This window comes from Natronobacillus azotifigens (assembly GCF_026805325.1).
GTDB lineage: Bacteria > Bacillota > Bacilli > Bacillales > Amphibacillaceae > Natronobacillus > Natronobacillus azotifigens.
Map to the genome: position 1 here is coordinate 71,204 of NZ_JAPRAT010000011.1, position 23,890 is coordinate 95,093.

17 protein-coding genes are annotated in these 23,890 nt (G+C 36.8%); 11 read left to right on the plus strand and 6 right to left on the minus strand.

What is annotated here, in order from left to right; genetic code table 11:
- The first annotated feature begins 9 nt into the window (after positions 1 to 9).
- From OWO01_RS07405 to OWO01_RS07430, 6 genes are all read left to right on the plus strand, one after another.
- Positions 10 to 1,509, plus strand: coding sequence for a sugar ABC transporter ATP-binding protein (locus tag OWO01_RS07405; RefSeq protein ID WP_268779805.1), 1,500 nt, complete (start codon positions 10 to 12; stop codon positions 1,507 to 1,509).
- Between the two features lie 6 nt (positions 1,510 to 1,515).
- Entirely contained in the window at positions 1,516 to 2,496 is a 981-nt protein-coding gene (locus tag OWO01_RS07410) for an ABC transporter permease (RefSeq protein ID WP_268779806.1), read from the plus strand.
- A gap of 11 nt (positions 2,497 to 2,507) precedes the next feature.
- The gene (locus OWO01_RS07415) at positions 2,508 to 3,608 is read left to right on the plus strand and encodes an ABC transporter substrate-binding protein (RefSeq protein WP_268779807.1); all 1,101 of its coding nucleotides are present in this window, start codon (positions 2,508 to 2,510) and stop codon (positions 3,606 to 3,608) included.
- Between the two features lie 1,310 nt (positions 3,609 to 4,918).
- Positions 4,919 to 5,800, plus strand: coding sequence for an aminoglycoside 6-adenylyltransferase (locus tag OWO01_RS07420; RefSeq protein WP_268779808.1), 882 nt, complete (start codon positions 4,919 to 4,921; stop codon positions 5,798 to 5,800).
- A 112-nt stretch (positions 5,801 to 5,912) separates the two neighbouring features.
- On the plus strand, positions 5,913 to 6,683 hold the full coding sequence (locus OWO01_RS07425; protein ID WP_268779809.1) for a class I SAM-dependent methyltransferase: 771 nt from the start codon (positions 5,913 to 5,915) through the stop codon (positions 6,681 to 6,683).
- A 287-nt stretch (positions 6,684 to 6,970) separates the two neighbouring features.
- Positions 6,971 to 8,194, plus strand: coding sequence for an InlB B-repeat-containing protein (locus OWO01_RS07430; RefSeq protein ID WP_268779810.1), 1,224 nt, complete (start codon positions 6,971 to 6,973; stop codon positions 8,192 to 8,194).
- A 247-nt stretch (positions 8,195 to 8,441) separates the two neighbouring features.
- On the opposite strand, the gene OWO01_RS07435 is transcribed toward OWO01_RS07430, so the two are convergent.
- Positions 8,442 to 9,545 carry a Fic family protein gene (locus OWO01_RS07435; RefSeq protein ID WP_268779811.1) on the minus strand — a complete coding sequence of 368 codons (1,104 nt, stop codon included), beginning with the start codon at positions 9,543 to 9,545 and terminating at the stop codon, positions 8,442 to 8,444.
- A 1,288-nt stretch (positions 9,546 to 10,833) separates the two neighbouring features.
- Between OWO01_RS07435 and OWO01_RS07440 the strand changes: the two genes are divergently transcribed.
- The gene (locus OWO01_RS07440; protein ID WP_268779812.1) at positions 10,834 to 11,106 is read left to right on the plus strand and encodes a DUF4190 domain-containing protein; all 273 of its coding nucleotides are present in this window, start codon (positions 10,834 to 10,836) and stop codon (positions 11,104 to 11,106) included.
- 264 nt (positions 11,107 to 11,370) lie between these two features.
- On the opposite strand, the gene OWO01_RS16145 is transcribed toward OWO01_RS07440, so the two are convergent.
- Together OWO01_RS16145 and OWO01_RS07445 are read right to left on the minus strand one after the other, a co-directional pair.
- Positions 11,371 to 11,739 (minus strand): competence protein ComK, encoded by a 369-nt coding sequence (locus OWO01_RS16145; RefSeq protein WP_418936208.1) that lies wholly within the window; start codon positions 11,737 to 11,739, stop codon positions 11,371 to 11,373.
- Positions 11,740 to 11,864: 125 nt separating this feature from the next.
- Positions 11,865 to 12,053 (minus strand): helix-turn-helix domain-containing protein, encoded by a 189-nt coding sequence (locus OWO01_RS07445; RefSeq protein WP_268779813.1) that lies wholly within the window; start codon positions 12,051 to 12,053, stop codon positions 11,865 to 11,867.
- Between the two features lie 404 nt (positions 12,054 to 12,457).
- Here OWO01_RS07445 and OWO01_RS07450 point away from each other — a divergent pair, with 404 nt between their 5' ends.
- The gene (locus tag OWO01_RS07450) at positions 12,458 to 12,955 is read left to right on the plus strand and encodes a sigma-70 family RNA polymerase sigma factor (RefSeq protein ID WP_268779814.1); all 498 of its coding nucleotides are present in this window, start codon (positions 12,458 to 12,460) and stop codon (positions 12,953 to 12,955) included.
- Between the two features lie 199 nt (positions 12,956 to 13,154).
- Here the strand turns inward: OWO01_RS07450 and OWO01_RS07455 are convergent, their stop codons facing one another.
- Positions 13,155 to 14,894: a methyl-accepting chemotaxis protein gene (locus OWO01_RS07455; RefSeq protein WP_268779815.1), complete on the minus strand. Its 1,740-nt coding sequence runs from the start codon at positions 14,892 to 14,894 to the stop codon at positions 13,155 to 13,157.
- A gap of 428 nt (positions 14,895 to 15,322) precedes the next feature.
- Here OWO01_RS07455 and OWO01_RS07460 point away from each other — a divergent pair, with 428 nt between their 5' ends.
- Positions 15,323 to 15,919 carry a histidine phosphatase family protein gene (locus OWO01_RS07460; RefSeq protein ID WP_268779816.1) on the plus strand — a complete coding sequence of 199 codons (597 nt, stop codon included), beginning with the start codon at positions 15,323 to 15,325 and terminating at the stop codon, positions 15,917 to 15,919.
- Positions 15,920 to 16,063: 144 nt separating this feature from the next.
- Here the strand turns inward: OWO01_RS07460 and OWO01_RS07465 are convergent, their stop codons facing one another.
- Entirely contained in the window at positions 16,064 to 16,408 is a 345-nt protein-coding gene (locus OWO01_RS07465; protein ID WP_268779817.1) for a hypothetical protein, read from the minus strand.
- A 413-nt stretch (positions 16,409 to 16,821) separates the two neighbouring features.
- Between OWO01_RS07465 and OWO01_RS07470 the strand changes: the two genes are divergently transcribed.
- A complete protein-coding gene (locus OWO01_RS07470) occupies positions 16,822 to 18,885 on the plus strand; it encodes a BMQ_0737 family morphogenetic spore coat protein (protein ID WP_268779818.1) in 2,064 nt (687 codons plus the stop codon).
- Positions 18,886 to 19,130: 245 nt separating this feature from the next.
- Here the strand turns inward: OWO01_RS07470 and OWO01_RS07475 are convergent, their stop codons facing one another.
- Positions 19,131 to 19,340 carry a hypothetical protein gene (locus tag OWO01_RS07475; RefSeq protein ID WP_268779819.1) on the minus strand — a complete coding sequence of 70 codons (210 nt, stop codon included), beginning with the start codon at positions 19,338 to 19,340 and terminating at the stop codon, positions 19,131 to 19,133.
- A gap of 139 nt (positions 19,341 to 19,479) precedes the next feature.
- On the opposite strand from OWO01_RS07475, the gene OWO01_RS07480 reads away from it, so the two are divergent.
- Positions 19,480 to 23,262: a 5'-nucleotidase C-terminal domain-containing protein gene (locus OWO01_RS07480; RefSeq protein WP_268779820.1), complete on the plus strand. Its 3,783-nt coding sequence runs from the start codon at positions 19,480 to 19,482 to the stop codon at positions 23,260 to 23,262.
- The last annotated feature ends 628 nt before the right edge of the window (positions 23,263 to 23,890 follow it).

The window sequence follows — 23,890 nt, forward strand, 5'->3', positions numbered from 1 at the left end:
GGCTATTACATGAGTTCTACACTGCTAGAAATGAGTGGAATTGAAAAGAGTTTTGGAACTAATAAAGTACTAAAAGGTGTAAATTTTGAGTTAATGCCAGGAGAAGTTCATGCACTTATGGGTGAAAATGGTGCGGGTAAATCCACGTTAATGAAGATTTTAACGGGTATTCACAAACGTAATGCTGGAAAAGTAGCCTATATGGGTGAACAAAAAGAATATACGGATCCTAAAGAATCACAATTGGATGGTATTGCTATTGTTCATCAAGAATTAAATATGATGAAAGATTTGACCGTTGCTGAGAATATATACATTGGTCGCGAAGAAGTCAATAAGGGTTTTATAAATGATCACGTGGCCATAGAAAAGACCGAGCAGCTGTTTGAAAGGCTTAAAGTAAATATAAGTCCAACTGAAAAAGTCGATCACTTAACTGTGGGGCAACAACAAATGGTTGAAATAGCAAAAGCTATTTCAATGGACGCAAAGTTAATTGTTTTTGATGAGCCAACAGCAGCACTAACAGAAAAAGAAATTAATGAGTTGTTTAAAATTATTGAAGACCTAAGAAAAAAAGGCATCGGCATTATCTATATTTCTCACCGTATGAATGAAATAAAGAAAATTACTGATCGAATTACTGTGTTACGTGATGGTGAGTATATTGGAACTGTGTTGACCGAGGAAGTAACTAAAGATGAAATCATTAACATGATGGTCGGGCGTTCGTTATCAGAAGATCCAAAACAAAGAAGTAATGTTAGCCCGAATGCAGAAGAAGTGTTAAAAGTAGTAGGGCTAAAAGTTGGAAATACAGTGATAGATGTTAGTTTTAATTTGAAAAAAGGGGAAATAGTCGGTTTTTCTGGTTTGATGGGTGCGGGTCGTACAGAGGTTGCCCGTGCAATTTTTGGAGCAGATAAGAGAGACCATGGTGATATATATATTAATGGGAAACAAGTGAATATTCGTAATACACATGATGCAGTTAAACATGGCATTGGTTATTTATCAGAAGATAGAAGAAGGTATGGCTTAGTTACTGGGTTTAGTATTGCTGATAATGTTGTAATGTCTGCACTTAGTAATTATTCGAGTAATGGCATTATACAAGATCACAAAGTACATCAAGAATCAGAAAAATATAGAAGAAAGATGAAAGTAAAATCTACATCTAGCACACAAATCGTTAGGAGTTTAAGTGGTGGAAATCAGCAAAAGGTTGTAATAGCAAAATGGCTTGTCAGAGATTCAGATATTATTATCTTTGATGAACCAACACGTGGTATTGATGTGGGTGCTAAGAGTGAAATTTATGATTTAATGAATGAACTTGTAAATCAAGGCAAGTCAATTATAATGATATCCTCAGAGTTGACGGAAATTTTAAGAATGAGCGATAGAGTTGTTGTTATGTGTGAAGGCAGAATTACAGGTGAGCTGCCAATTGAGAATGCTACCCAAGAAAAGATTATGGAACTGGCAACAGATAGAAAGGAGATGTAATTGAAAATGGAAAATGAAGTTAAGAAGAAATACAAATCAACGTTTAAATTAGGATCACAACAGTTGGTAGCGCTAGGCGCACTTATTGTTCTATACTTATACTTCTTTACTATGAGTCCCTCATTTAGATCAATAAATACATTAGCAAGTATATTTGATTCTGCGTACTATATTGGATTCTTAGCTATTGGGGTTACGTTTGTTATCGCTACAGGAGGGATTGACTTATCACTAGGTACGGTATTAATCACTTCGGCATTAACAGGAGGGTGGCTATACCATAATTACAGCTTACCTATGTGGATGACAATTATTATTACAATACTTGTTGGAACAATGTTTGGTTTACTAAATGGTGTATTAGTAGCAAAATTGAAAATCGCCCCGTTTATTGCAACGTTGGGTACTCAGATGGTTGCTAGAGGACTGGGATCCATCATTACCAATGTTCAAACAGTTGTATTTCCGCTTCGTAACAGTCCAGATGGTTGGTATAAATCAATTTTTAAAACGAGTAATAATTTCCCAACCGGAATATTTGTTTTAATTTTCTTTGCGATTGTTATGGGAATCATCTTAGCTAAAACAAAGGTTGGGAGGTATATATTAGCTTTAGGAAGTAATGAAGAAGCTACTAGATTATCTGGGGTAAATGTGGATCGGTATAAGTTAATTTCTTATGTTATTTCCGGCTTCTTTATGGGCTTAGCTGGTGTAGCCTATGCCTCTACTTATACAACGATATTACCTGGTGAAGGTTTAGGTTTTGAACTAGATGCTATAGCAGGTGTAATTATTGGTGGTACATCTTTAGTTGGTGGCGTTGCAAGTATTACAGGAACGATGATTGGTGTTATGATCATGGCTGTGTTACAAACTGGGTTACCTTATATTGGTTTGCAACCACATTATCAAGTACTAATTACAGGTATTGTTATACTAGTAGCGGTATTAGCTGATGTATATAAATTCAAATGGAGAAAATAGGAGGTAGCAAAATGAAGAAAATAACTGGTTTAGTTATACTGATGATTGTAAGCGCTCTATTTTTGATAGCCTGTGGTGGAGAAAATGATACAAGTAGTAATGGTTCATCTAACGAAAATGGTGAGAAACTGCATATAGAAGTGGTAGCTAAAGGGTTCCAGCACCAGTTTTGGACAGCTGTAAGTGAAGGAGCTGAACAAGCAGCAAGTGACTTCGGCGTCACAATGAACTTTACTGGACCTGCTAATGAAACAGCGATACAAGAGCAAAATCAAATGTTGAGTAATGCAATTAATCAATCTCCAGCAGCTATAGCATTAGCTTCGCTTGATACTGAATCGCAAATAGATTTAATCAGTCAAGCGCAAAATTCAGGTATTCCAATTATTGGTTTTGATTCTGGGGTGCCAGGTGCGCCAGAAGGTTCGATTACTGCAAATGCTAGTACAGACAATTATGCTGCAGCTGAACTAGGTGCGGAAAACATCTTTGATGCTATTTCAGAAGATGTTGATAATGCAACTACTGAAGCTTCAGTTAGAATTGGAATTGTATCTCAAGAAGTAAACTCTATGTCTATTAGAACAAGAACTGAAGGTTTTATGGATCGTATTGTGGAGTTAGTAGCAACTTCGGATAATGTATCCGAAGAAGAAATCGCAATCGTTGGCCATGATAGGTATAACAACGGCGTAAGTGAGAATGATGCGAAAGTTGTAGTGGAATTACAAGTACCAGCTCAAGCAACAGATGCAGCTATTCAGGTAAGTGCTCAAACATTATTTAATAAACCTGACTTAATTGCGATTTTCGGAACGAATGAACTTGGAGGAAATGGCATTATCAATGCCAATCAAGCAACAGGCAATAGGTTACAGACGGATGTTGTAGGAGGTGGATTCGACTCTGGTGCACTACAAATCGATGCAGTTAGAAATGGTGTATTACACGGAGCGATTACACAAAATCCAGTTCAAATAGGTTATATGGCTATCGAATTAGCAGTAAAAGCAGTTAATGGTGAAGATGTGAGCGATGTAGATACTGGTGCTGTATGGTATAATGCGAGCAACGTTGATAGTGAAGATGTACAAGCACTCTTATATGAATAATGTTGACTTTAAAAAGGGGGATCTTACGGAAGCGGCATTTTTTGGCTCTCTGTCAAATGATGTTGCTGAGAAAGTTCAACCAATAATTCAACTGTATATTTCACACGTTTTCGGCTGATTTAAGCAGCTGGAGCGTGTGTTTTATTTTTCTTCTGTTGATCAACGGGTTTATACTTGAAATGCAAGAGAATACGATGTTTGTAATTATAGAAATTTCTATAGCCATATGCGACAAGCTCTATTCTGCATTCCTTCAACCTCCATACGCTATTTCTTTTAAATTGTGAAGTTCTTCTTCTAAACTTTCTCATTCGTAATAGTCAGGCAGAGCACCATCTTTATTTTTATCTATTGTATGGAAGGCTTCTTTAACTGTATCAGCTTTATATTTCATTTGAAACTCTAATAGTTCTTCTACAACTTCCTTAAGACGCTCTTCTGGTTCTTGATTCCATTACTTTTTTGTTGATACATCATTTGGACTTTAATGGAATATGCTGTGTCACGCCATAGCGGAGAAAGTAGAAGTGCTTGTCCATAGTGGAACTTTGAATAATAAGTACTACAATAGATTTGTAACTACATAGTATAGTGGGCGGTTGGTCATCTCTCTTGAAGAAGGGAGGTGGTTAGATAACGATATGAGAAGTATTAATTTTGGTAGCTCAATTCAGTTTGACACTATTAGCTACGCTTACACTTGTTGTATACATTGTCGTCTTAAACAGAACAAAGTAGTCGCCCCCGACCAAGGATAACGAATACTTCTTCTGTTTTTTACTTATAGGCTTTGGTCATCCGCTTTTTATGCGGTTTGTAGTTATACTGACCGGGTGGTGACTGCTACTTGGTACTTTAAATTATATTAAAATTATGATTCAATATTTAGTCAAATTGATTTGCAATCTGGCAGTTCTCACCCCTTTTGATAAACTAATAATATTAGGTGAATCGAACTTGTACCGATTTCTTGATGTTTTCTATTTCCTCGTCTGTCATTACGCGGGTGCGAATCGCATGTAGCAGTTCTGAGGATATTTCTTTTACCTTTTTTCATTCATTTAAAAAGAGTCCTTCTTTTAATAGATTTAAATGTAAAAAAAGTAATTTCTTTTAAAAAAGGAATTGGTGAGCATATGTTGAAATAATATATAGAGATATCCTCAAATAGAAAGGTAGGTTAAAATGAAAAAGGATTTTAATAAATTATAACCTCAATGTAATAGGTTAGGCTTATATCATTCACGAGCCCCTCCACTGTGAATCACATTCCACTCAAAATATTAATAAAGGAAACGGAGGGTTATTTAATGAGAAATGAACAAGAAATGATGGACCTAATATTAAACATTGCAAAGAATGATGAACGTATTCGGGCTGTATATATGAATGGTTCAAGAACAAACCCTAATGCCCCAAAAGATATATTTCAGGATTATGATATTGTTTATGTAGTGACGGAAACAGCAACTTTTATTACAGATAAGAGTTGGACAAATATTTTTGGTGATTTTCTTATGATTCAGGAGCCAGATAAAAATAACCAATCATGTGGTATAGAGATGGATTTTAATCGTTCCTATGGTTACTTAATGCTTTTTACAGATGGAAATCGGATAGACCTTCACATAGAGACAAAAGAGTTTATGCTTGAAGGATATGTTAGTGATAAACTGACAGTGCCATTATTAGATAAGGACAACATGTTACCACTAATTCCTGCTCCCACTGATATTGATTATCATGTAAAAAAGCCAACAGAATCAATGTTTGTGAGTTGCTGTAATAATTTCTGGTGGTGTTTGCAAAACGTTGCAAAAGGAATTTGGCGTGATGAATTACCATATTCTAAACAAATGTTTGAATATGTAATTAGACAAGAGTTAGATGAAATGGTTTCGTGGTGGATTGGAAGTAAACATGATTTTCATGTATCGGTAGGAAAAATGGGAAAGTACTTCAAACAGTATCTTACTGAATCATATTGGAAGATGTATGAAAAAACTTATTCTGACCATGAATATGATAATTTTTGGAATTCTATATTTGTCACTTGTGAATTGTTTAGATCTTTAGCAGAAGATGTTGCAAAAGACTTATGGTTCACATATCCAATTGTTGAAGATACCAACATGACGAAGTATCTTAAAAGTGTAAGAAACTTACCTTCTGATGCGCAGGAAATAATTTAAATAGATCTCCATGTAATTTATTTTTAAAATTAATTTGTAGGTTAGTGTCCCTAATCGGTTTTAGTTGATTGGGGACTTTCTTTTTTGAAACGAACAAAAGAAGGAGAAGTAAATGACACGAGATAATACTGAAGAATATAACGATCCTATTTTATACGATAAAGAAAATGAACCTCATAAGGGAGACATTCCATTTCTATTAAAATGGGCATCGAAGAAGCAAGGACCTATAATTGATTTGGCTTGTGGAACGGGTAGAGCAACAATTCCGTTAGCAAGGAAGGGATATGAACTTATTGGAGTAGACATTCATAGAGGTATGTTGAACGAAGCCAAAAAGAAAGCATCTAGGAATAATCTGTCGATAGAATGGATAGAACAAGATTGTACCGAACTTAATTTGAATCTTAAGAGTAGTTTCATATATACAGTTGGAAACTCATTTCAACATTTCATTACAAACGAATCTCAAGATAGATTATTGTCCTCAGTAAACAGACATTTAGAAGTTGGTGGGGTTTTTATTTTTGATACAAGATTTCCAAGTGTGGAGGAGTTATTACAACAGAATACGGAGGAGTACTGGAAAACTTATATTGATAGCGAAACTTTAAATGAAGTGGATGTTTATACTATTAGTAACTATGACAGTCTAAACCAAGTTCAACATAACACTACTATTAGGAAATACAAAAACAGTGCTGGTGAGGTTGTAACTGAAAATAGTACAAACATAAGTTTAAGATATGTATACCCAAAAGAAATGGAACGAGCTTTATATACTAATGGATTTAAGATCTTAAATGTTTATAAGGATTGGAGCGAAACTCCTATAACAAATGATAGTTATTCAATGATATATGTTTGTGAAAAAATGAAATAGTATTATCCTATTTTTACAGCTTTAAAATAATGCAATAGTTTAAAAAATATCGTTCAAAGATTATCTTTTTTTGGTGATTGAAATTCCCCTTTTAGCCTAATTCCATAATAGAATAATTTTTAAAATATTGGCAGGAGATACTTTCATTAGTTCTTCCTGTCAATTTTATAATAAGAAGGAATTGTTATGATTCTTGGAGAAAGGTATGAGAGGTATGTGGTAATATACTAATACCGATGGATGTTGGTGTGATAGCTTGTCGCATAATTAGACGGGAGGAAGAATGTATGCAAATAAAGATCCAATATGCTTCCTTACTCATTTTTATAGTCTTTACGATTGCTTTTGTTTTGGGATGTGAAACAGCGGAGGATAATGATGTTACAAAGGATACTGAAGTAGAATTACCCATAGCAGACATTGCGTTTGATGACTATGGTTCTTCAAACACAGCTGCCGATGAATCTTTTGTTATTGAGGCAACGAGAATCATAAGAATTAATTGTCCTGTAGATGTTGAGGTGTACGATTCATCTAACAATCTTGTAGCTTCCATAAAATCTGATGAACCTCAGGATATTGCGGATAGTAGTATTATTTCTTCGGTAAACGAAGATGGCGAAAAACTTATTTATCTTCCAGCCGATGCGGACTACTATTTAAATCTTACGGCAACCGATAATGGTACCATGTCCTATTCCATTAATGAATATAGCTACCGTGTAGGGGGACATCTCCGATTGTTAAATTATTATGATATCGATATTGAACGAGGAGATATATTCACTAGTACAGTACCTTTATTGGATACTGATAATATTTCGGATGCAGTATTAAATGGATCTGCAACAGAATATTCGTTATTTGACCCATATGATGCACTCATTAAACCAAGCATTGAGTTAATAGGTACAGAAGCAAAGGAAGCTAGTTATATGGTTAGTGTTTCTGCAGAAGATGACTATGGCTTAGTATATGGGCAAGGCAGCAGACAATTAGGACACTATGCTAAAGTTAATGCTATGCCACATGACGGTTATGAATTTGAAGGCTGGTATCTAGCTAACGAAAAAATTTCTTCAACAGCTGAATACCGGTTTCGGGTAGAATCCGATGTAAATATCATTGCTAAGTTTATACCAAATGATGACTTCACAAACAACATTAAAAATACTGTGGAAATTGATAAAAACCAATATCACACAAATGACATAGTGAAAATACAAGAAACTATTAGCAATGTAAGTACAAATGAAACGGTAGAAAACTTTCATGTAGTAACTACCATTTTAGATGAGTATCAACGTCACATATGGCAGGATAGTCAACCAATAGAAAGCTTATTACCAGGCGAATCAATATATTTAGAAAACACATGGTCAATAGCTGATGGAAGCCCTGGTAGTTATACAGTTGATTCTACCGTTTATCAAACTATTTCTTCGGATAATTCCGATCACGAAAGCATTGTTTTTGTGATGGAGGAAACTACATTTACGATAGTGGAGTGAGTCCACCGGCATTTTCCGTCGTTACAAGCATACCGGTAATTCGGCCTCCAAAGTGATGAGGTAATAGAGAGAGACGGTATATATAATAAAAAAGTAAGATCATCAAGTGTAGGGCTCAGACCCCATTAAAGACAAATTGATGGATTTGTCCATGAATAGAGGATGAAGATATTACTTATCGAATAACCTATATTAACTATAAAGCTAGTGAAAATGAAACTATCCAGTCATATGGCTGGATAGTTTTTTAATCATTCATAATATTAATGAGGTCGTAATGATAGAACCTTCTATTCCTTTTTCTATCGTCCCCATAAATCATGTTTAGTTGAACGAGTCCATTTAGACTTTTTCGGATTGTTACAGGTGCTAAACTTGTATCATTTTCTATTTGTTGCACCGTTGCAATAGGATATTTAAAAAGGGCTCCCCAAACTTTTTCGGTGGAAGGTTGTTTCAATTTTTTTAATCCTTCTTCATATAATTTTTCTGCTTGTTCAAGTTTTTTAAATTGTCTTTGTGTCATTCGAATCGTTGCATTAAGGAAAAAATTTATCCAACTGTTCCAATCCGGTTTATCTTTGTTTATTGCACGAACTCCATTTAACATTGCGTAGTATTTAAACTTTTCTTTCTCAAGTTCCTCACTTAGGAAAAAGAAGGGAGAATCGATGATATTGGATTGCAACATATATAGTACGATTAGAATTCTTCCTAACCGACCGTTGCCATCTAAAAAGGGGTGAATAGATTCAAATTGTGCATGGATGATTCCTGCTTTAATTAAAGGGTGAAGGGTGTCATCTTCTTCATTTAAGTATGGATGGCCGTTAATATATCTCTCTAAATTGGCCATATATTCTCCCGTTAATTGTGGTTCAGGTGGAACATAGGAGGCATCTTTTAATTGCTTTGTAGGTCCGATAAAGTTTTGGATAGTCCTATATTCTCCTACAGCACTTGTAGAACCACGAGCATCATTCATTAACTCGTTGTGCATATCACGAATCAAACGCTCTGATAATGGATAACCTGTTTGGATCGTTTCCACTCCAAGACTTAATGCTCTTTGGTAATTGCGTACTTCAATCCTTTCCCAATCCTTCTTTTGGTCGATTTCATCTTCTAGCATTTCACTAAAAGTTACTTGGGTTCCTTCAATTCTAGTCGATTGAACAGACTCATGTAGTGTTAATAGTTGTAAAAATGGTTCGCTGACTAAAGAATAGTGAATTTTTTGTTTCAGTATTTCCAACATAGAAGAGGCTTCGACAACTTTCTTATAAAATGAAAGTTCAGATTCAGCATCAAATGTTATGGGTAGAAGTGGTAGTGGGTAAGGTTTTTTCATTTTAACACCCCGTTATAATATATATTAACTATATTATAATCTATAAAAGAAAAATGTAAACATTAGTGATATTTTTCTGATTAAAAATATCACTAGTGTCAGGGTAGACCTCTGCTATGGACAAAATGTAGTTTTTCTCTGTGAGAAGGACTGTTTGAGTGCTGCAATAAGCGTTTGGGGTATTTGATCATAAATTAATTTTATTTTAACATGTCGGACTAAAAGTTTTTTGTATGGAAATAAGGAGATCACTTGAGTAGTTTTCTCGTATACCACTATCTTCGTTTCTTACATGCAATAATTAAGAAGCACATTGCTATACAACGTTTGATCAAGAGAAAGCAAAAAGAGGTAAAGATCATGGTGACAAAGACTCAACATAAACACAATAAAAGCAACCTTTCTCAGTAATCGTTATCAGCACCCAAAACGATTTTTCTCTGTCCCTAGTTTTAGGTGGAATTTTACGAACAGCTATTTGTGATAATAATGTACAAAGATTGTACACTATTCTCCATAAACGGCAACCACATCAGAATGCGAATAAAAATCCATTAGAATACATAAGACAAATGAATCATGTTATGAAAACTCCTTTTTTCTTATACTAAAATAACCAATCACTAACGTTACAGGTAAAGGTATCAAGCGGATATATTCCATACTGTTGGTAGCATATTCTTGAACTCGCACGATATTTACAATTGAAATGAAAGGTATTGTATCTTGATAAAAGACAGCAAGGTCAAAGATAAGTATAGCAAAGCATATCATAATGTAGATACGATATGGATACTTTGCTAGTGATTGAAAGATAAATACAATGACAAAAATTTGGAGCATCCCACTAATAAATGTGTAGCAAGATAGGGCAATTAGTTTCCCCCCGTGCTAGCACGTCCAATGGAAAAAAGGACCTGTCTAGTGCTATGAAGCAAATGATCCAATATACACCTATTAGAATAGCAAACTGACAAATCAAAGCCATTAGCATATTTATCACGCGAAATACATACCACTCACGAAAGCATTGTTTTTGTGATGGAGGAAACTACATTTACGATAGTGGAGTGAGTCCACCGGCATTTTCCGTCGTTACAAGCATACCGGTAATTTGGCTTCCAAATAATAAAACGGTAGAAATAGAGATAAATGTTGTTAATCTATACGGAGATCTGGTCTTCATTATCATAACTGAAATTACTAGATATTATTGACGCTACGCCTGTATTGTGGGATAATTATGATCGTTAATATAGTTAATTACATAAAAAAAGGAGGAATGATTATGAGTGAACAAGGAACACAACAAACTGTAGTAGTACAACAAGCTGAGGGGAACGGTTTAGCTGTCTCGGGTATGGTCTTAGGGATTATCGCTGTAGTTTTAAATTTTATTCCATTTTTACCTTATGTACTTGGTGCACTAGCCATTATTTTCGGAGCAGTTGGTCTTCAGAAACCTGTCAAACAAGGGATGGCTAAGGCTGGGATTGTCTTGGGTATCGTTTCAATTGCTATGAAAATATTATTTTGGATGTTTATCGGTTCTTTAATTTAAATCAAAAGTAAATGGTTAATTGAAATAAGCTGTCATTGGAATTATATTTATTTCTTTTTTCAGAACAAAAAGAAAATATTTGCGCATATGCGTTTTTCAAGAATGATTATACATAAAAAGTGTCCTACACAGTCCATACAATGGATTGGTAGGGCACTTTTTTTAGACCAAGGGGACAGGTACTTTGATCCATTAGAAAAACGAACGCATTCGATAAGAGACACACGAATATGTTCGTTTTTTTGTTGAAAGGAATCAGCATCGTTATTTTCTCTGCGTAATAAAATAGTTAACATTGTTACTTAGCAACATCTGGCAACGGTTCGTAATAGTCAATTGCCTGTTTACAGTGTGCACGGATAAATTCACGTGTAGGTGAGCGTGCGAGAATACAAGTGTCACGCCTTCTTGTTCTTTCTTAACTTCCTGAATATGACTAGGGAAGATCCAATGACAATCGAAGTTTCTCGGTGATTCCGTAGGGAAGGCACAAATTTGCCGATGGGGTGAAATCGGCACGGGTAGCTTTTGGCGAATATGAAGTAAATGCTGCATCGCAATAACCCTTCCTTCATAGGTTGATCCACCAATAATACAACCATCCTTGATGATAGAGAGTGGTCGTTGTTTCACGTAAATTTCTTAATCCTGTTCGTAAACGATCGATTGATAATTGATGTGGTGGGCAGGAATAATCGCTTGTGTATGCTCTGTAATGAGATAGTGGCTAACTAAAGTCTCCATGTACGTTCCTCCACTTATTCCATGCTATCAAGATCATCGGTGAGGAATTGTTCCATCTCGATGATCTCCTCTATATCCTTTAATTGGTGAGCATCGATGTCTAATGCAAGTACAATTTTATGAAAAGTAAACAGGGAGGGGAGTTTTACTCCATGTTCAATTTCTCCAACAAAATTGTGGTGCAGATTAGATGCTTCTGCCAAATTTTCAATCGATCAATGCTTCTTTTTTCGATTGGATCGAATGACACGGCCTGCGGCAAGATAATAGTTTTTTAGAGTCATAGGACAACACCTTTTTTCTCTATTGTCAAAACATGGAAAAGGTTCTAACACCGTCAGTAGACTGTATAAAGAGAAAAAACAAATTTTTTTGGTGAAAGAATGATCATGTAACGTTTGGCAAGCATGAAAATAAGTAAATATATAAGGGATCTGCATCTTTTTTATGAGTGAAATTGAAATTTGTGTGAGTAAACGACAATTTTGGAGCAAGATATGTGGTGAGTTTTGTACGATTAGTAGACTGACAGGATGATGGCTATCGCTTATGCTCAATCTACCGCGGAATCATGGAGTAGGACCCTACTCGGCTGGAGTATTGGAGAATGGAACAATGTTTTGAAGAGGTATTAAAGCAGTTTGAACCAATGGTCTATCATTTAATTAATAAGTATCGGATTCGTGATGTGGAAGGGGATTTCTATCAAGAAGCAACGATTGCTCTCTGGCGTGCTTGGAAGGATTATGATGAAACGAAGATGAAATTCTCGTCGTATGTCTATTTCCGAATCGATAAAGCGTTGCTTAGTTTGATTCGGAAACAAAACAAGCAATCTGATCGAGATCAGTATTATGTTACGTTATTTCGAGGAGATAGTGTGACAGAGGACTTTAATCTGTCCATTGATTTTGTTTGGTTAGAACAAATAAAGCAGTTGCTTACGGATAAACAATGGCTCTGGTTTAAAGGACACATTTTAGAAGACAAAACATTAAAAATGATCGCAGAAGAAAATGGTGTCACCGAAAACGCCGTTAAAAACTGGAGCCGCCTAGCAAGAGAGAAGTTGCGTGCCTGTCACCGCCCGAATTTTGTCGAATGAGAGTTCGTTTAGGTTGGTGTTTTTACGAGGGAATTGGTGAGTTGGAATCCGCTTCCTACTGAATGATACGAAACAGTTGTTAGCCTTATGACGCAATTGTTGATGCGAAGAGGAATAGCAAAGGTCTTTGAAAAAAATATGAGGAATGCGATGAAAAAAACAAGCCTCCATGAACAAATGGGGGCTTGTTTATCAAATATTATGATTGAATACGATCAATCGTTTCTTTCAGAGAATCAACCATTTTTTCAAGTTCTGCGGATCCTTTTGAACTTTGATCGATTGTTTCAGTAAGTGAATCCATTGATGCAGAGACTTCTTCTGAACTCGCTGCGTTTTCTTCAGCAATGGCAGCAAGTGATTGAATCACGCTGAGAAGTTCTTCTTTCTTTTCGGTCATTTTCGTACCGGATACTTGTATCTCTTCTATATGACCACTGACACGATCAATGGTTTCAGTGATTTGGTTAAATCGTGAAGTCGTTTCTTTAATTTGTTCGGATTGTGTATCAATTGTTTCAGTTAATTGATTCATCGATTGATGGGATTCTGTTGAGCGATGATCTAATTCGTTAATATCACTGTCAATTTGTTCTGAGAATGTTTTGGCATTTTCGGCAAGCTTACGAATTTCGTCGGCAACCACGGCGAATCCTTTTCCTGATTCGCCAGCACGTGCGGCTTCGATCGACGCATTAAGTGCAAGTAAGTTCGTTTGCTCAGCTATATTATTGATTTCTTCACTCGCTTTTTTGATCTTATCTGTACTAGAGACGGTTTCGGATAAATTCGATGTCAGATCATTCATCGCACCAATTGTTTCTGCGTTTTGTTGAACTAACTTATTAAATGTTGAATGGCTTTGACTAGTTAACTCAGCAATCGATTCAACATTTTTTGTTAAATCTTGAATTTTCTCTTGATCTTCTTCAATAATGGAACCTAATTCTTCCATCTGCATGGATCCATTTTCTGTATCGTTTGCTTGTTCAGTAGCGCCACGAGCGATTTCGTCGAGTGCTCGAGTCACTTCGTTTGATGCTTCATTTGCTCGAGTCGTAATATTGTTAAATGTTGCTGCGTTTTCAGATATGTTGTCAACGGTTGTTTCAAACAGTCGGATTATTTCATCATAGTCTTGTTTAATTGCTCGAATAAGTTGTGCTGATTCTTTTCCGACTTTTCCTTTTTTATTTAATAGACTTAGCACATTTGTCATATCAATTTCGCTATTTGCAACATCAAAATTGATTAAACCACGCTCTAAATCTTTTGATGATCTGAGCTTGATATCAATACCTGTCACACCTATAATTTTTCCATTTACTTTAATAGGTTTCGCAACAGTTGTCATTAATGTATCTTGCCCATTGACAGTATAAGTGAAAGGATCAATCACGGTTAATTGATCATTCGCTTTCGGCATGTTGTAAAAATCTTCTTGATCAATGTTGGGTAGGTGTTCGATCTGGATACCATCTTTTGTCCGAACTGCATAAGCGATCATACGTCCGGTTTGATCATAAAATTCTTTGTTTTGATAAACTGAATCTTTTTGATCAAATGCATTTGGTTCATAAGCAACCCAAGTTCCTAAATAACTTTTATTTTCTTCTAGTTCCTGTTTAATTATGTTGATCACATCATCACGCGTTGTGATTTGATTATTTTCAATTGATTCATCCATGTGATGGGTTGATTGAATCGCTTGGTCAATAATGCCATAATCACTAAGAATGATTTTCTTAACGCCTCCAACTAAGTGATTATGAATCTTTTTCAGTCTATACTGCCCGAACAATGTAATGAATATTAATAGGAATGCAACGACACTTATCATAAAAGATTGACTGACAGATTCAATGAAAATCGTACTCCCAAAAATAAGTAATCCAATCACTCCACTTACATTATACCAATCTATTTTTTTCCAGTTCATCTTGATGTCCCCCTTGTTTTACGCTGACCATCATATAATACCCCAATATGTATATCGTTTAAACCTCTAATTTTGGGGTGCCTGTCACCGCCCGAATTTTGTCTGTTTTTGACGAAGGTGCGTTAATTTTGAATATTCATGATAGGATGGAAGAAAAATAATACGAAATTCATGGTGGCGTATTCTATGTTGTAGCAAATGACCGTAAATCAAAACAACGAGAAAATCAAAGTTGCTTAAGCGGGAGGAACTCAAGGTCTATCCTGAAGACTTCAAGGGTCTTCGAGTGAACATTTATAGGTGGACACACCTAAAAACCCCTATGGATTAAATTTTCAATTTATTAGGGATAACTCATCTACTCTATCCGAGAAATTCACTTTTAAAATGCAATGGTTGAGCAATCCAAAAGGTTAGGAGAGAATGCGATGCAAATTCTTATTATCAGGCATGGACAGTCTGAAGCTGATTTGTTAAAGGTTCATGAAGGGAGAGCAGATTTTCCGTTAACGGAATGCGGTATTCAACAAGCACATCACATGGTAGATTGGATGAAAGACAGATACAAACCAGAAATAATTTGGTCCAGTCCATTAATGCGAGCAAAGCAAACAGCGAACATATTGTCGGACACAGTTGGTTGCAAAGTTACGTATGATTCAGATTTGATGGAATGGAATAACGGTGTATTAGCAGGAATGTCAAAAGAAGAAGCAAAGAAGAAATATCCAGAACCTATTAACGGACATAGACCGCACGAGTCGGTGGAGAAAGGCGAATCAGCTATTGCTTTTCGAATGAGGGCAGAAATAATGTTAGCAAAAATACAATCCGTAAGTGAAAAATATAACTGTCTAGCGATTGTTTCACACGGTGGGATGATTGCTAGAATACTACACTCTTTTATGGAATTGCCTGTTAATAATGAATATGTGATCAAAACGAGTGATACGGGTATTCATTTACTAGAATATAGAGTGGAAAAACGAGTGATTCATTTTTTCAACCAAACGAGTCATCTTTGAGAGGTATTTCATACTAGTTGCATGTTCAGAAAGCAGGAGAATTAGATTCAGATCGAATCCTCTAGTTTCTAAAGATTAGAGTTGGGTCTTCTCTTTAATTAAGTTGGGACAAAAGAAAAGCCAACCACTCATGGTCAGCCTCGATTAATTTACTGTAACTATTTCAACTGGCCCGTGGTCATCGCAATGATCTCCATGGACATGGTGAAGTCGCCCGTTTATTAAATAGTCGTAATGATCTCCATGGGGAACAAGCTCATGTCCACAATCATCGTTATGGTTACAACCACAATTCAATGGTTTACATTCATCTGGATTCACTTCTGAAGCTTCAATTTTGCATTCGTCCCAATGGCCGTCGTGCTCATGGTGCAAGTGGCCATTATGAATGTAATCAATATGATCGTTATGCCTGATTTTGGTATGACCACAGGCAATACTATGCTTGTGTGAATGATTCGTATGCATATGGTGTCCGTTGTCTGCCATAAATAATCCCTCCTTTTTCTCTTATTATTCCCTAAGATTTTTTTACTAAAACAAACTTTCCTTTTTCGTAATAGGTTGAATCCATGCAAATACATGCAACAAGCAGGAATACTACAGGGTAAAATATTGATTTCACTTAAGTAGCAGCCTCCATTCTTCACAGGTTAGAACCTCTTATATAGACAGTTATGTTTGATAACGACTTAAGCAGCCATGGGGGATTTAGGATCTTGGTCATACAACTGCTTTTAATTGTTTAGTCGATAATTATTTTTTGCTTGTTTGGATAGCATTGTTCTTTTCCCTTTCGACAGGGTATGAATTATATAACATGAAAGATATAACTGTAGTCCAAACATTATTATCTGTCCCTTCATAAAATGTCTTAGTAAATGATAAAAGGAGGTATCTCTTTGAGTTCAGATCTATGTACATTACTTGAAAATGGAGGTGTTGTTAGCTGTTATTTGTCTGATTTATTTGGAACACCGGTAAATCCTTTCCGTTCATCTGGGGTATTATGTACCATTGAAGGGGAAAGAGAAGATGTAATCGTTACAAGCTCCGAAGGTCAAGAAGTTACTTTGCAAAAAGTATGGCTAAAAAATACAGGGTACATCGTTGTACAAGTAACAAATGATTCAGAACAATGTGTATCAGCACCTATTCCGTTTTCTTTAAAAGAAAGTGCGATTCTTTGTGCACCAGAAGGTACAGATATTGTATGTACCGTTCGTGACTTTACCTGTGATGCACGTATTCAGTGTCAAAATGGTGTTTACCAGTCGATTGAGATTTCCTTGGATTTCTGTCTAGATGTTCAAGTCATTGCTGATGTTGTCATTGAAATTTCTGGGTCTAGTTGTCATCCGAGAGAACAACTACTCACGGACCGCTACAATAGAGAGGGACTTGCTTCACACCAATACGATAGATCTTTTGATCGAACAAAAAAAAATCTACCGCAATTACAAACCGAAAAATCATCGAAAAGAGAGGGATGGGCGCGAAACGACCTTAATCATATAAGAGATATGTGTGTGAATGTGACCAAGGTGTATGATTGGATAACTCAACAATCGATCACACAAATTCGCAAAAATGCCGATGATGTCCCGTTTGATTGTGATATTTGTGCCTTGCACTTTTTTGTTCCAGCTATATTGGTTTGTGAGAGAACACTTTCCGGGACACTGGAGTGTAATGGAGAACGGGTGGAAGGAGCAAGTATTCATCTTTCTGCCACCCCTGACATTGTTTCCTTTTCCCCTGATCCAGCCGTTACCGATGCAAATGGTCACTTTACGACCGTTGTTACAGTACCTACAGGAACAGAATCAACGGATATAGAGATTAACGCGTCCACCACAACTGAGGGGGAGTTTGTATCAACGACTTTACCAACGATTGCTCTCTGTTTAGCAGATCCTTGTGTCTTAACTTTGTTTGGTGCAGATAACATGGAGTGTAATGATATCATTTCAGGAAGGGTCCGATGTAACAATACATTTATTCCAGACGTTGAAGTCACAACCACGGCAAACCCAGCAATTGTTACCTTTAATCCTAATCCAGCAATTACAGACGAGCTAGGAGATTATTTCGCTGGTGTTGTGATTCCTAACGGCACGCCACCAACAGATGTGGAAATTACGACTACTGCCACCGTTAATGGTGAAACGTTAACAGAAACGATTATCGTTAATGTATCGTGTGCATCTGCATGTGATTTAACAGTGAATGCTGATGATTTCATTACGTGTGAAGGAGAAATTACTGGTGTCTTAACATGTGACGGTGACCCAGTTGAAGGAGCGGAGATTGAGTTCTCTACCTTCCCAACAGTAGGCACATTTACACCTAATCCGGCAACGTCTTTAGCAGATGGTTCCTTCTCAACAACTTTAATCGTACCTGAAGAAACACCACGTCTTTCCACGGTAATAACTGCAATGACAACGGTTAATGGGCAAAGCGTTAGTAATAGTGTTGGCGTCCACGTGGAATGTCTTCCTGTTGATGAATGTCCATGTAAATTTAGAATCGGGATCAGTGGAAACGCTGCACCTGCATCAGTTGATATTATAACGGGAGGGGTCGCATCGACGTTAACCGGAACAATTAATGTAACGGCCGTACAATGTTTTACTGCTTCTGCCTCGTGTAATCCGGCCATTGACAATTTTAATGTCTCATTTGGTAGTGGCGGTAATACCATTAACTTTATTACAGGTCGTAGAATGGAAATTGAATGTGAAGGCAATACATTTGCACGGGTAAGAGGTATGGCCAGAGCAACGGGTAATGTACTACCAACAGGTATTTATGAAGTGGTCATTACTTGCGAGATCGGTACCGGAGGATTAGCTGTATGGACGGTTGACGCAACGGACTTCAGTGGAAACAGCTTTTCCACTTCATTTACGGCTAATGTAAATCCAGTTACGTTTATTGGTGACTGTCAAGATGTACCTTGATGGTTGGTTCATGTCTTGTAATTGCTAACTTTTATTTATCACTAACATTAATTTCGAATGAGAACAGAAGAACTAGCAACACCTCTGATTAAAATAAAGTTCTTTTGCTTGTTCCGTTATTCCAGAGTAACTCACCGTAGGACTCTCGCTTCAAAACAACAAAAGGTCAACGTTGTTTAAGCGGGAGTAACTCGCAGTTTTACCCCAAAAGCTTAAGCGATTTTACTTATTTTCATCTACAAACACTAATTATCTAATGGATACGAAACGAAATAACACCAATCGCTCATCGCTGCCCCGTGTATATCTGTTTGGTTTCCCTCCATATCTATGATCACAGCACGTTTTTTGCAAACATCATGATACAATTGTTCATCCGTTTTAAGTAAAGCGTGCTTTAATGTTGCCCCGTGAAATAGTTCAATTTTTTCATTGTTGACAAAAACGGTCATCATCATGATCAGCTCCTTATTCTATTATTATACCTTTTATACCAATAGGTAGATAACTTTTACAATTATTTAACACCATTTTAACAATCATTTGGTAATCTTAAGTAAGGAAAGATTACTTTAGATAGGAGTGGTTGAAGTTATGGATTGGAAACGATCGTTGAACAAAGGTTGCGCGCTGTTATTGATTGTTGTGATGACATTATCATTATTCACTTTTAACATGCCAACTATTAGCGCAGTGGAGGATGAACTAGTAGAGTTAAAGATTTTGCACACCAATGATATCCATGCTCGAATTAATGAGTTTGGAAAAATGGCTGCTTATATAAAAGCAGAAAGAGAAGCGGCTAGTCATTCTCTTTATTTAGATGCAGGTGATATTTTTAGTGGTAACCCTGTTGTGGACTTGCAGTACGGACTGCCAATGGTGGCTTTGTTAAATGAAGTCGGTCTGCAAGCGATGGCGATTGGAAATCATGAGTTTGATTACGGACAAGAAGAGACGGTCAAGCGGATGGAACAAGCGGACTTTCCGTGGTTAAGTGCGAATATGTTTGTCGGTGAGGATACGTTAGTTGATTTCCCTCAACCGGAACCGTATCACCTTTTTGAACTCGAAGGTTTAACGGTTGGTGTCGTTGCGTTAACCGAAACGCCCCCCTCGACAGCACCAATTAATGTGACGGGTATAACGTTTGAAGATCCAATTGAAACAGCTAAAAACTATCAACACTTAGAAGAAGAAACGGATATCCTGATTGCATTAACACATGTTGGTTATTCTGTTGACCGACAGCTTGCTGAAGAAGTAGATTTTTTTGACTTAATTATTGGAGGTCATTCACACACAACGTTAAATCAGCCTGCTGTTGTTAATGGTACACCCATTGTACAAGCTGGTGGCAATGGAGAAAATATTGGTAATGTAACTGTATTTTTTAATCCAGCCTCACGAGAAGTAGAAGCGGTTGAAGGTTTTTTACAGAATGTTAGTGCCTTAACATCCGTTGATCCCGAGGTTCAAGCGATGGTTGATCAATATAATGCGGAGATGGAAGAGTTATTGTCAGAAGAGATAGGTTATACCGAAACAGGACTAACTCGTAGTGGTAGCAACGATACCTCACTAGGTAACTTCTGGACAGATGCCATGCGTCATTATACGGATGCGGATATAGCGTTGACTAACAATGGGGGAATTCGAGCGAACATTGGTGTCGGTCCGCTTACCGTTCGTGATATTTATACGATTGAACCTTTTGCAAATGAGATTATGACTTATGAAATGACAGGAGCGGCATTGAAAGATGTGATCCAATTTTCCTATGAACGTAGGCAATCGATAGATTTACAGACTTCTGGATTGCATTATACGATCTTAACGAATAATACAGGTCGTTATGTTGACGCTGAACTGTATTTAAATGGTGAACCTATTGAAGAGGATGCCACTTATACGGTAGCGGTAGGTGATTATATTGGCGCTGGTGGAAGTGGGTATGATTTTCAAGGTACTGTATTGAACGCTTTAACAGGCATGATGACAGATGCGATGATTACTTATGCAAAGTATTTAACCGCTAATGGTCATCCAATTAATTATGATGCGAACGAACGGATTACCATTGACGTGACAGAAGCGCCAATAGAAGGTGAGCCAGTTGGTTCAACCGATTATGGCTTATCATCTGTCCATAATCGAAATGGAGATTCAGGGTTAGGAAATTTATATACAGATGCCGTTCGAGCAGAGACTGGGGCAGATTTTGCTGTTTTAAATGGTTCCTCAGTTAGTGGGAATATCCCAGCAGGCGTGATTACGGATAGCCAAATAGAATTTTTAGATCAATATAATAATAGAGTAGAAGTTGTTAAGACGAATCTTGATCGACTAAAAGATGTCATTTTAACACAGTCCAATTATCATGGTGGTGTTGATCTTCAAGCATCAGGCTTGCACTATCAATTGATTAAAGAAGAAAGTCAATTTGTTGATGTACTGCTAACATTACCGGATGGGACACCGCTTGATCAAGAGAAGGAATATGTTGTCGCCTACAATGATTATATGCATGGCAGTAGCTTTTACAATCTAGGTACAGTCATGGTTGAGCAAGAATATCCATTGGTCTGGAAAGCAGTGGTTGATTATATTCGTGCACATGAAGGACCGATTGATTATCAGGAAGGATCTCGGATTACGATTGAGCAATCAGAAGAGTCTCAAGATTATCTAACCGTTGCGGAAGCGATAGCGAATAATCAAGGTATTGGAACAGTTCAAGGCTATATTGTCGGTACAATGACTGGTAACTTTGATGGTCCTTTCGTTACAACGAATATCATGCTCGCTGATTCTCCTGATCAGCGCGACATGGAGCAGATCTTACCTGTTCAACTACCGAATAATCAGATCCGATCAGCTCTTAATTTAGTTGATCATCCAGATAACCTTGGTAAACGTATTCAGATAACAGGGGATTTAGATCTGTATTTCTCTGTACCTGGATTAAGAAGTCCAACACAATATCAATTTGTGGAAGAAGCTGAAGAACCAGAACTTCCTTTGATTAGTATTGCGGAGGCAAGAGCTGTTAGCAATGGTGAACAAGTAAAAATTATAGGAACAGCGACAACAAATAGTGGGAATTGGGGCGGTGCTGGTTTCTACTTGCAGGATGGAACAGCCGGCATTTATGTTTATCAAACAGAGCTAGACAGTGAAGCTGGTGATCAAGTGGTGTTAACGGGCAGTAAAAATGTATTTAATGGAGAGGTTCAACTGTCAAACATAAGTGAACTTGAAGTTGTAGGAAACGATACAATCCCAGATCCACTAATTTTAACACCGAATCAACTTTCAACAATTAATGAAGGGATGCTTGTCCAAGTAGAGGGAGTGACCATTACTGATTTAAAACAAGTGAACGAGTATGGGACGTTCGAATTTAACGCAACTGTTAATGGTGAGACAGTGTTAGTTCGTGTCGATAATCGGACAGGACTCATATACGATGATTTCGACTTTGAAGTTGGTGATCAAGTTACCATTACAGGTATTTCTAGCGTGCATCGTGATACGATACAGCTTAAGCCACGGGGTGTAAATGATGTTGTTGAATTTGAAGAAGATCAATTAGAATCGGTTGTCGATGCGAGTATTAAAATCGATCGTAACCGAATCATGATTGAAGATGATTCGATTGAACGTCTTGCAGAAGGTGGCACGCTAACAATTGATTTAAAGGATCTAGACTGGACACATTATCGAGTCGAGCTGACGACTGAACAGTTAGTAGCTCTTGTTGCTAAAAAGGCTAGCCTTGATGTAATAGCTTCCGATATCCAGCTGAATATTCCGATGATTAATTTTGCAGAGAACACGTCTTTTGCGCTAGTCATGGAGAAAATTACCGATATCGAAAATTCGATAAGTTCGGTCTATCAATTGACGATAGAAGATGGGAACAGAATAATTTCTTCGTTTGAAGAAGAGGGTATTACACTATCTTTTGCAGTAGATACAAAAGAAGTAAACAATCAAGGCGATTTAAAAATCTTTTATTTAAATGATAATAGTGACTGGCAATTAGTGGGCGGTAAGTATTCGCTTGGATATGTCACTGCAATCACCGATCACTTTAGTCTATTTACAGTCTGGAATCAAAACGAAGAAGACCTTCCTCATGTTGAAGAGGAAGAGACTAATAATGATGATGATCAAGAGTCGTTAACAGACGATGATTCAGGTGGAAATCAGCAAGTAGATGAACCTGAAGAGAGTGAGGATATATCGATAACACAGACCTTGCCACGAACAGCAACGTCGACGTATAATTGGTTACTGCTAGGCTTTGTGTTGATAATGGTAGGGGGAGCATTTATCCTGTTCCGTTCGAACAAAAGTGCCAGCAAAGATTAATTGTTACTAGGGATTAACACCTCTCAAATTTCTAAGTATTTAGCTTATTGGAGCGAATACTTGAATGGAGAGAGGTGTTTTTTGTGCTTAGAAAAAGAAACATGTTGGATAGAGGGTTTTTCGGAACAGAATTATTAGCCACGTCCGTTTTCGAATATAATAACTAGGGAACTCCACCAAACTATCTAGGGTAAGTTATCATCGGATAGCAATTTGTTGTGATTATTTTATCCCGGAGCAACCGTCGGCAAGACTCCCACATCAAAACAACGAGAATATCAAGTTGTTTAAGTGGGAGTAACGGACGCGCTAGTACCCCGAATGGTTCAAGGGCCTTTAAGGTCATCCTTTAGGGCTAACAATCAGTGGGGGAATATCTAAAAACCCCCACTGATTGAAGTTTCACTTTATCTCCTTTGATAACACAGTCAGTAGACAGTATTTAGGTGAAAATAAATTAATGTTAAGGTATGTAGGTATTGGAATACTGTGTAACAATGAAACAAAGTGATCATAATATAAATCAGGTTTTCTATGTTAATATAAAGGGGATTAGTGGAGAGGAATTGGGCGGGATATTTCAAGGTTTATGAAAAAAATAGTATACTTATGTTGGCTGACTTTCACT

Excerpts from the sequence above, each read along its gene's own strand:
- OWO01_RS07410 (WP_268779806.1), top strand. The coding sequence starts at position 1,516 with ATGGAAAATGAAGTTAAGAAGAAATACAAATCAACGTTTAAATTAGGA.
- OWO01_RS07465 (WP_268779817.1), bottom strand. The coding sequence starts at position 16,408 with ATGGCAGACAACGGACACCATATGCATACGAATCATTCACACAAGCAT.
- OWO01_RS07455 (WP_268779815.1), bottom strand. The coding sequence starts at position 14,894 with ATGAACTGGAAAAAAATAGATTGGTATAATGTAAGTGGAGTGATTGGA.
- OWO01_RS07450 (WP_268779814.1), top strand. The coding sequence starts at position 12,458 with ATGGAACAATGTTTTGAAGAGGTATTAAAGCAGTTTGAACCAATGGTC.
- OWO01_RS07480 (WP_268779820.1), top strand. The coding sequence starts at position 19,480 with ATGGATTGGAAACGATCGTTGAACAAAGGTTGCGCGCTGTTATTGATT.
- OWO01_RS07425 (WP_268779809.1), top strand. The coding sequence starts at position 5,913 with ATGACACGAGATAATACTGAAGAATATAACGATCCTATTTTATACGAT.
- OWO01_RS07405 (WP_268779805.1), top strand. The coding sequence starts at position 10 with ATGAGTTCTACACTGCTAGAAATGAGTGGAATTGAAAAGAGTTTTGGA.
- OWO01_RS07475 (WP_268779819.1), bottom strand. The coding sequence starts at position 19,340 with ATGATGACCGTTTTTGTCAACAATGAAAAAATTGAACTATTTCACGGG.
- OWO01_RS07440 (WP_268779812.1), top strand. The coding sequence starts at position 10,834 with ATGAGTGAACAAGGAACACAACAAACTGTAGTAGTACAACAAGCTGAG.
- OWO01_RS07420 (WP_268779808.1), top strand. The coding sequence starts at position 4,919 with ATGAGAAATGAACAAGAAATGATGGACCTAATATTAAACATTGCAAAG.
- OWO01_RS07460 (WP_268779816.1), top strand. The coding sequence starts at position 15,323 with ATGCAAATTCTTATTATCAGGCATGGACAGTCTGAAGCTGATTTGTTA.
- OWO01_RS07430 (WP_268779810.1), top strand. The coding sequence starts at position 6,971 with ATGCAAATAAAGATCCAATATGCTTCCTTACTCATTTTTATAGTCTTT.
- OWO01_RS07415 (WP_268779807.1), top strand. The coding sequence starts at position 2,508 with ATGAAGAAAATAACTGGTTTAGTTATACTGATGATTGTAAGCGCTCTA.
- OWO01_RS07435 (WP_268779811.1), bottom strand. The coding sequence starts at position 9,545 with ATGAAAAAACCTTACCCACTACCACTTCTACCCATAACATTTGATGCT.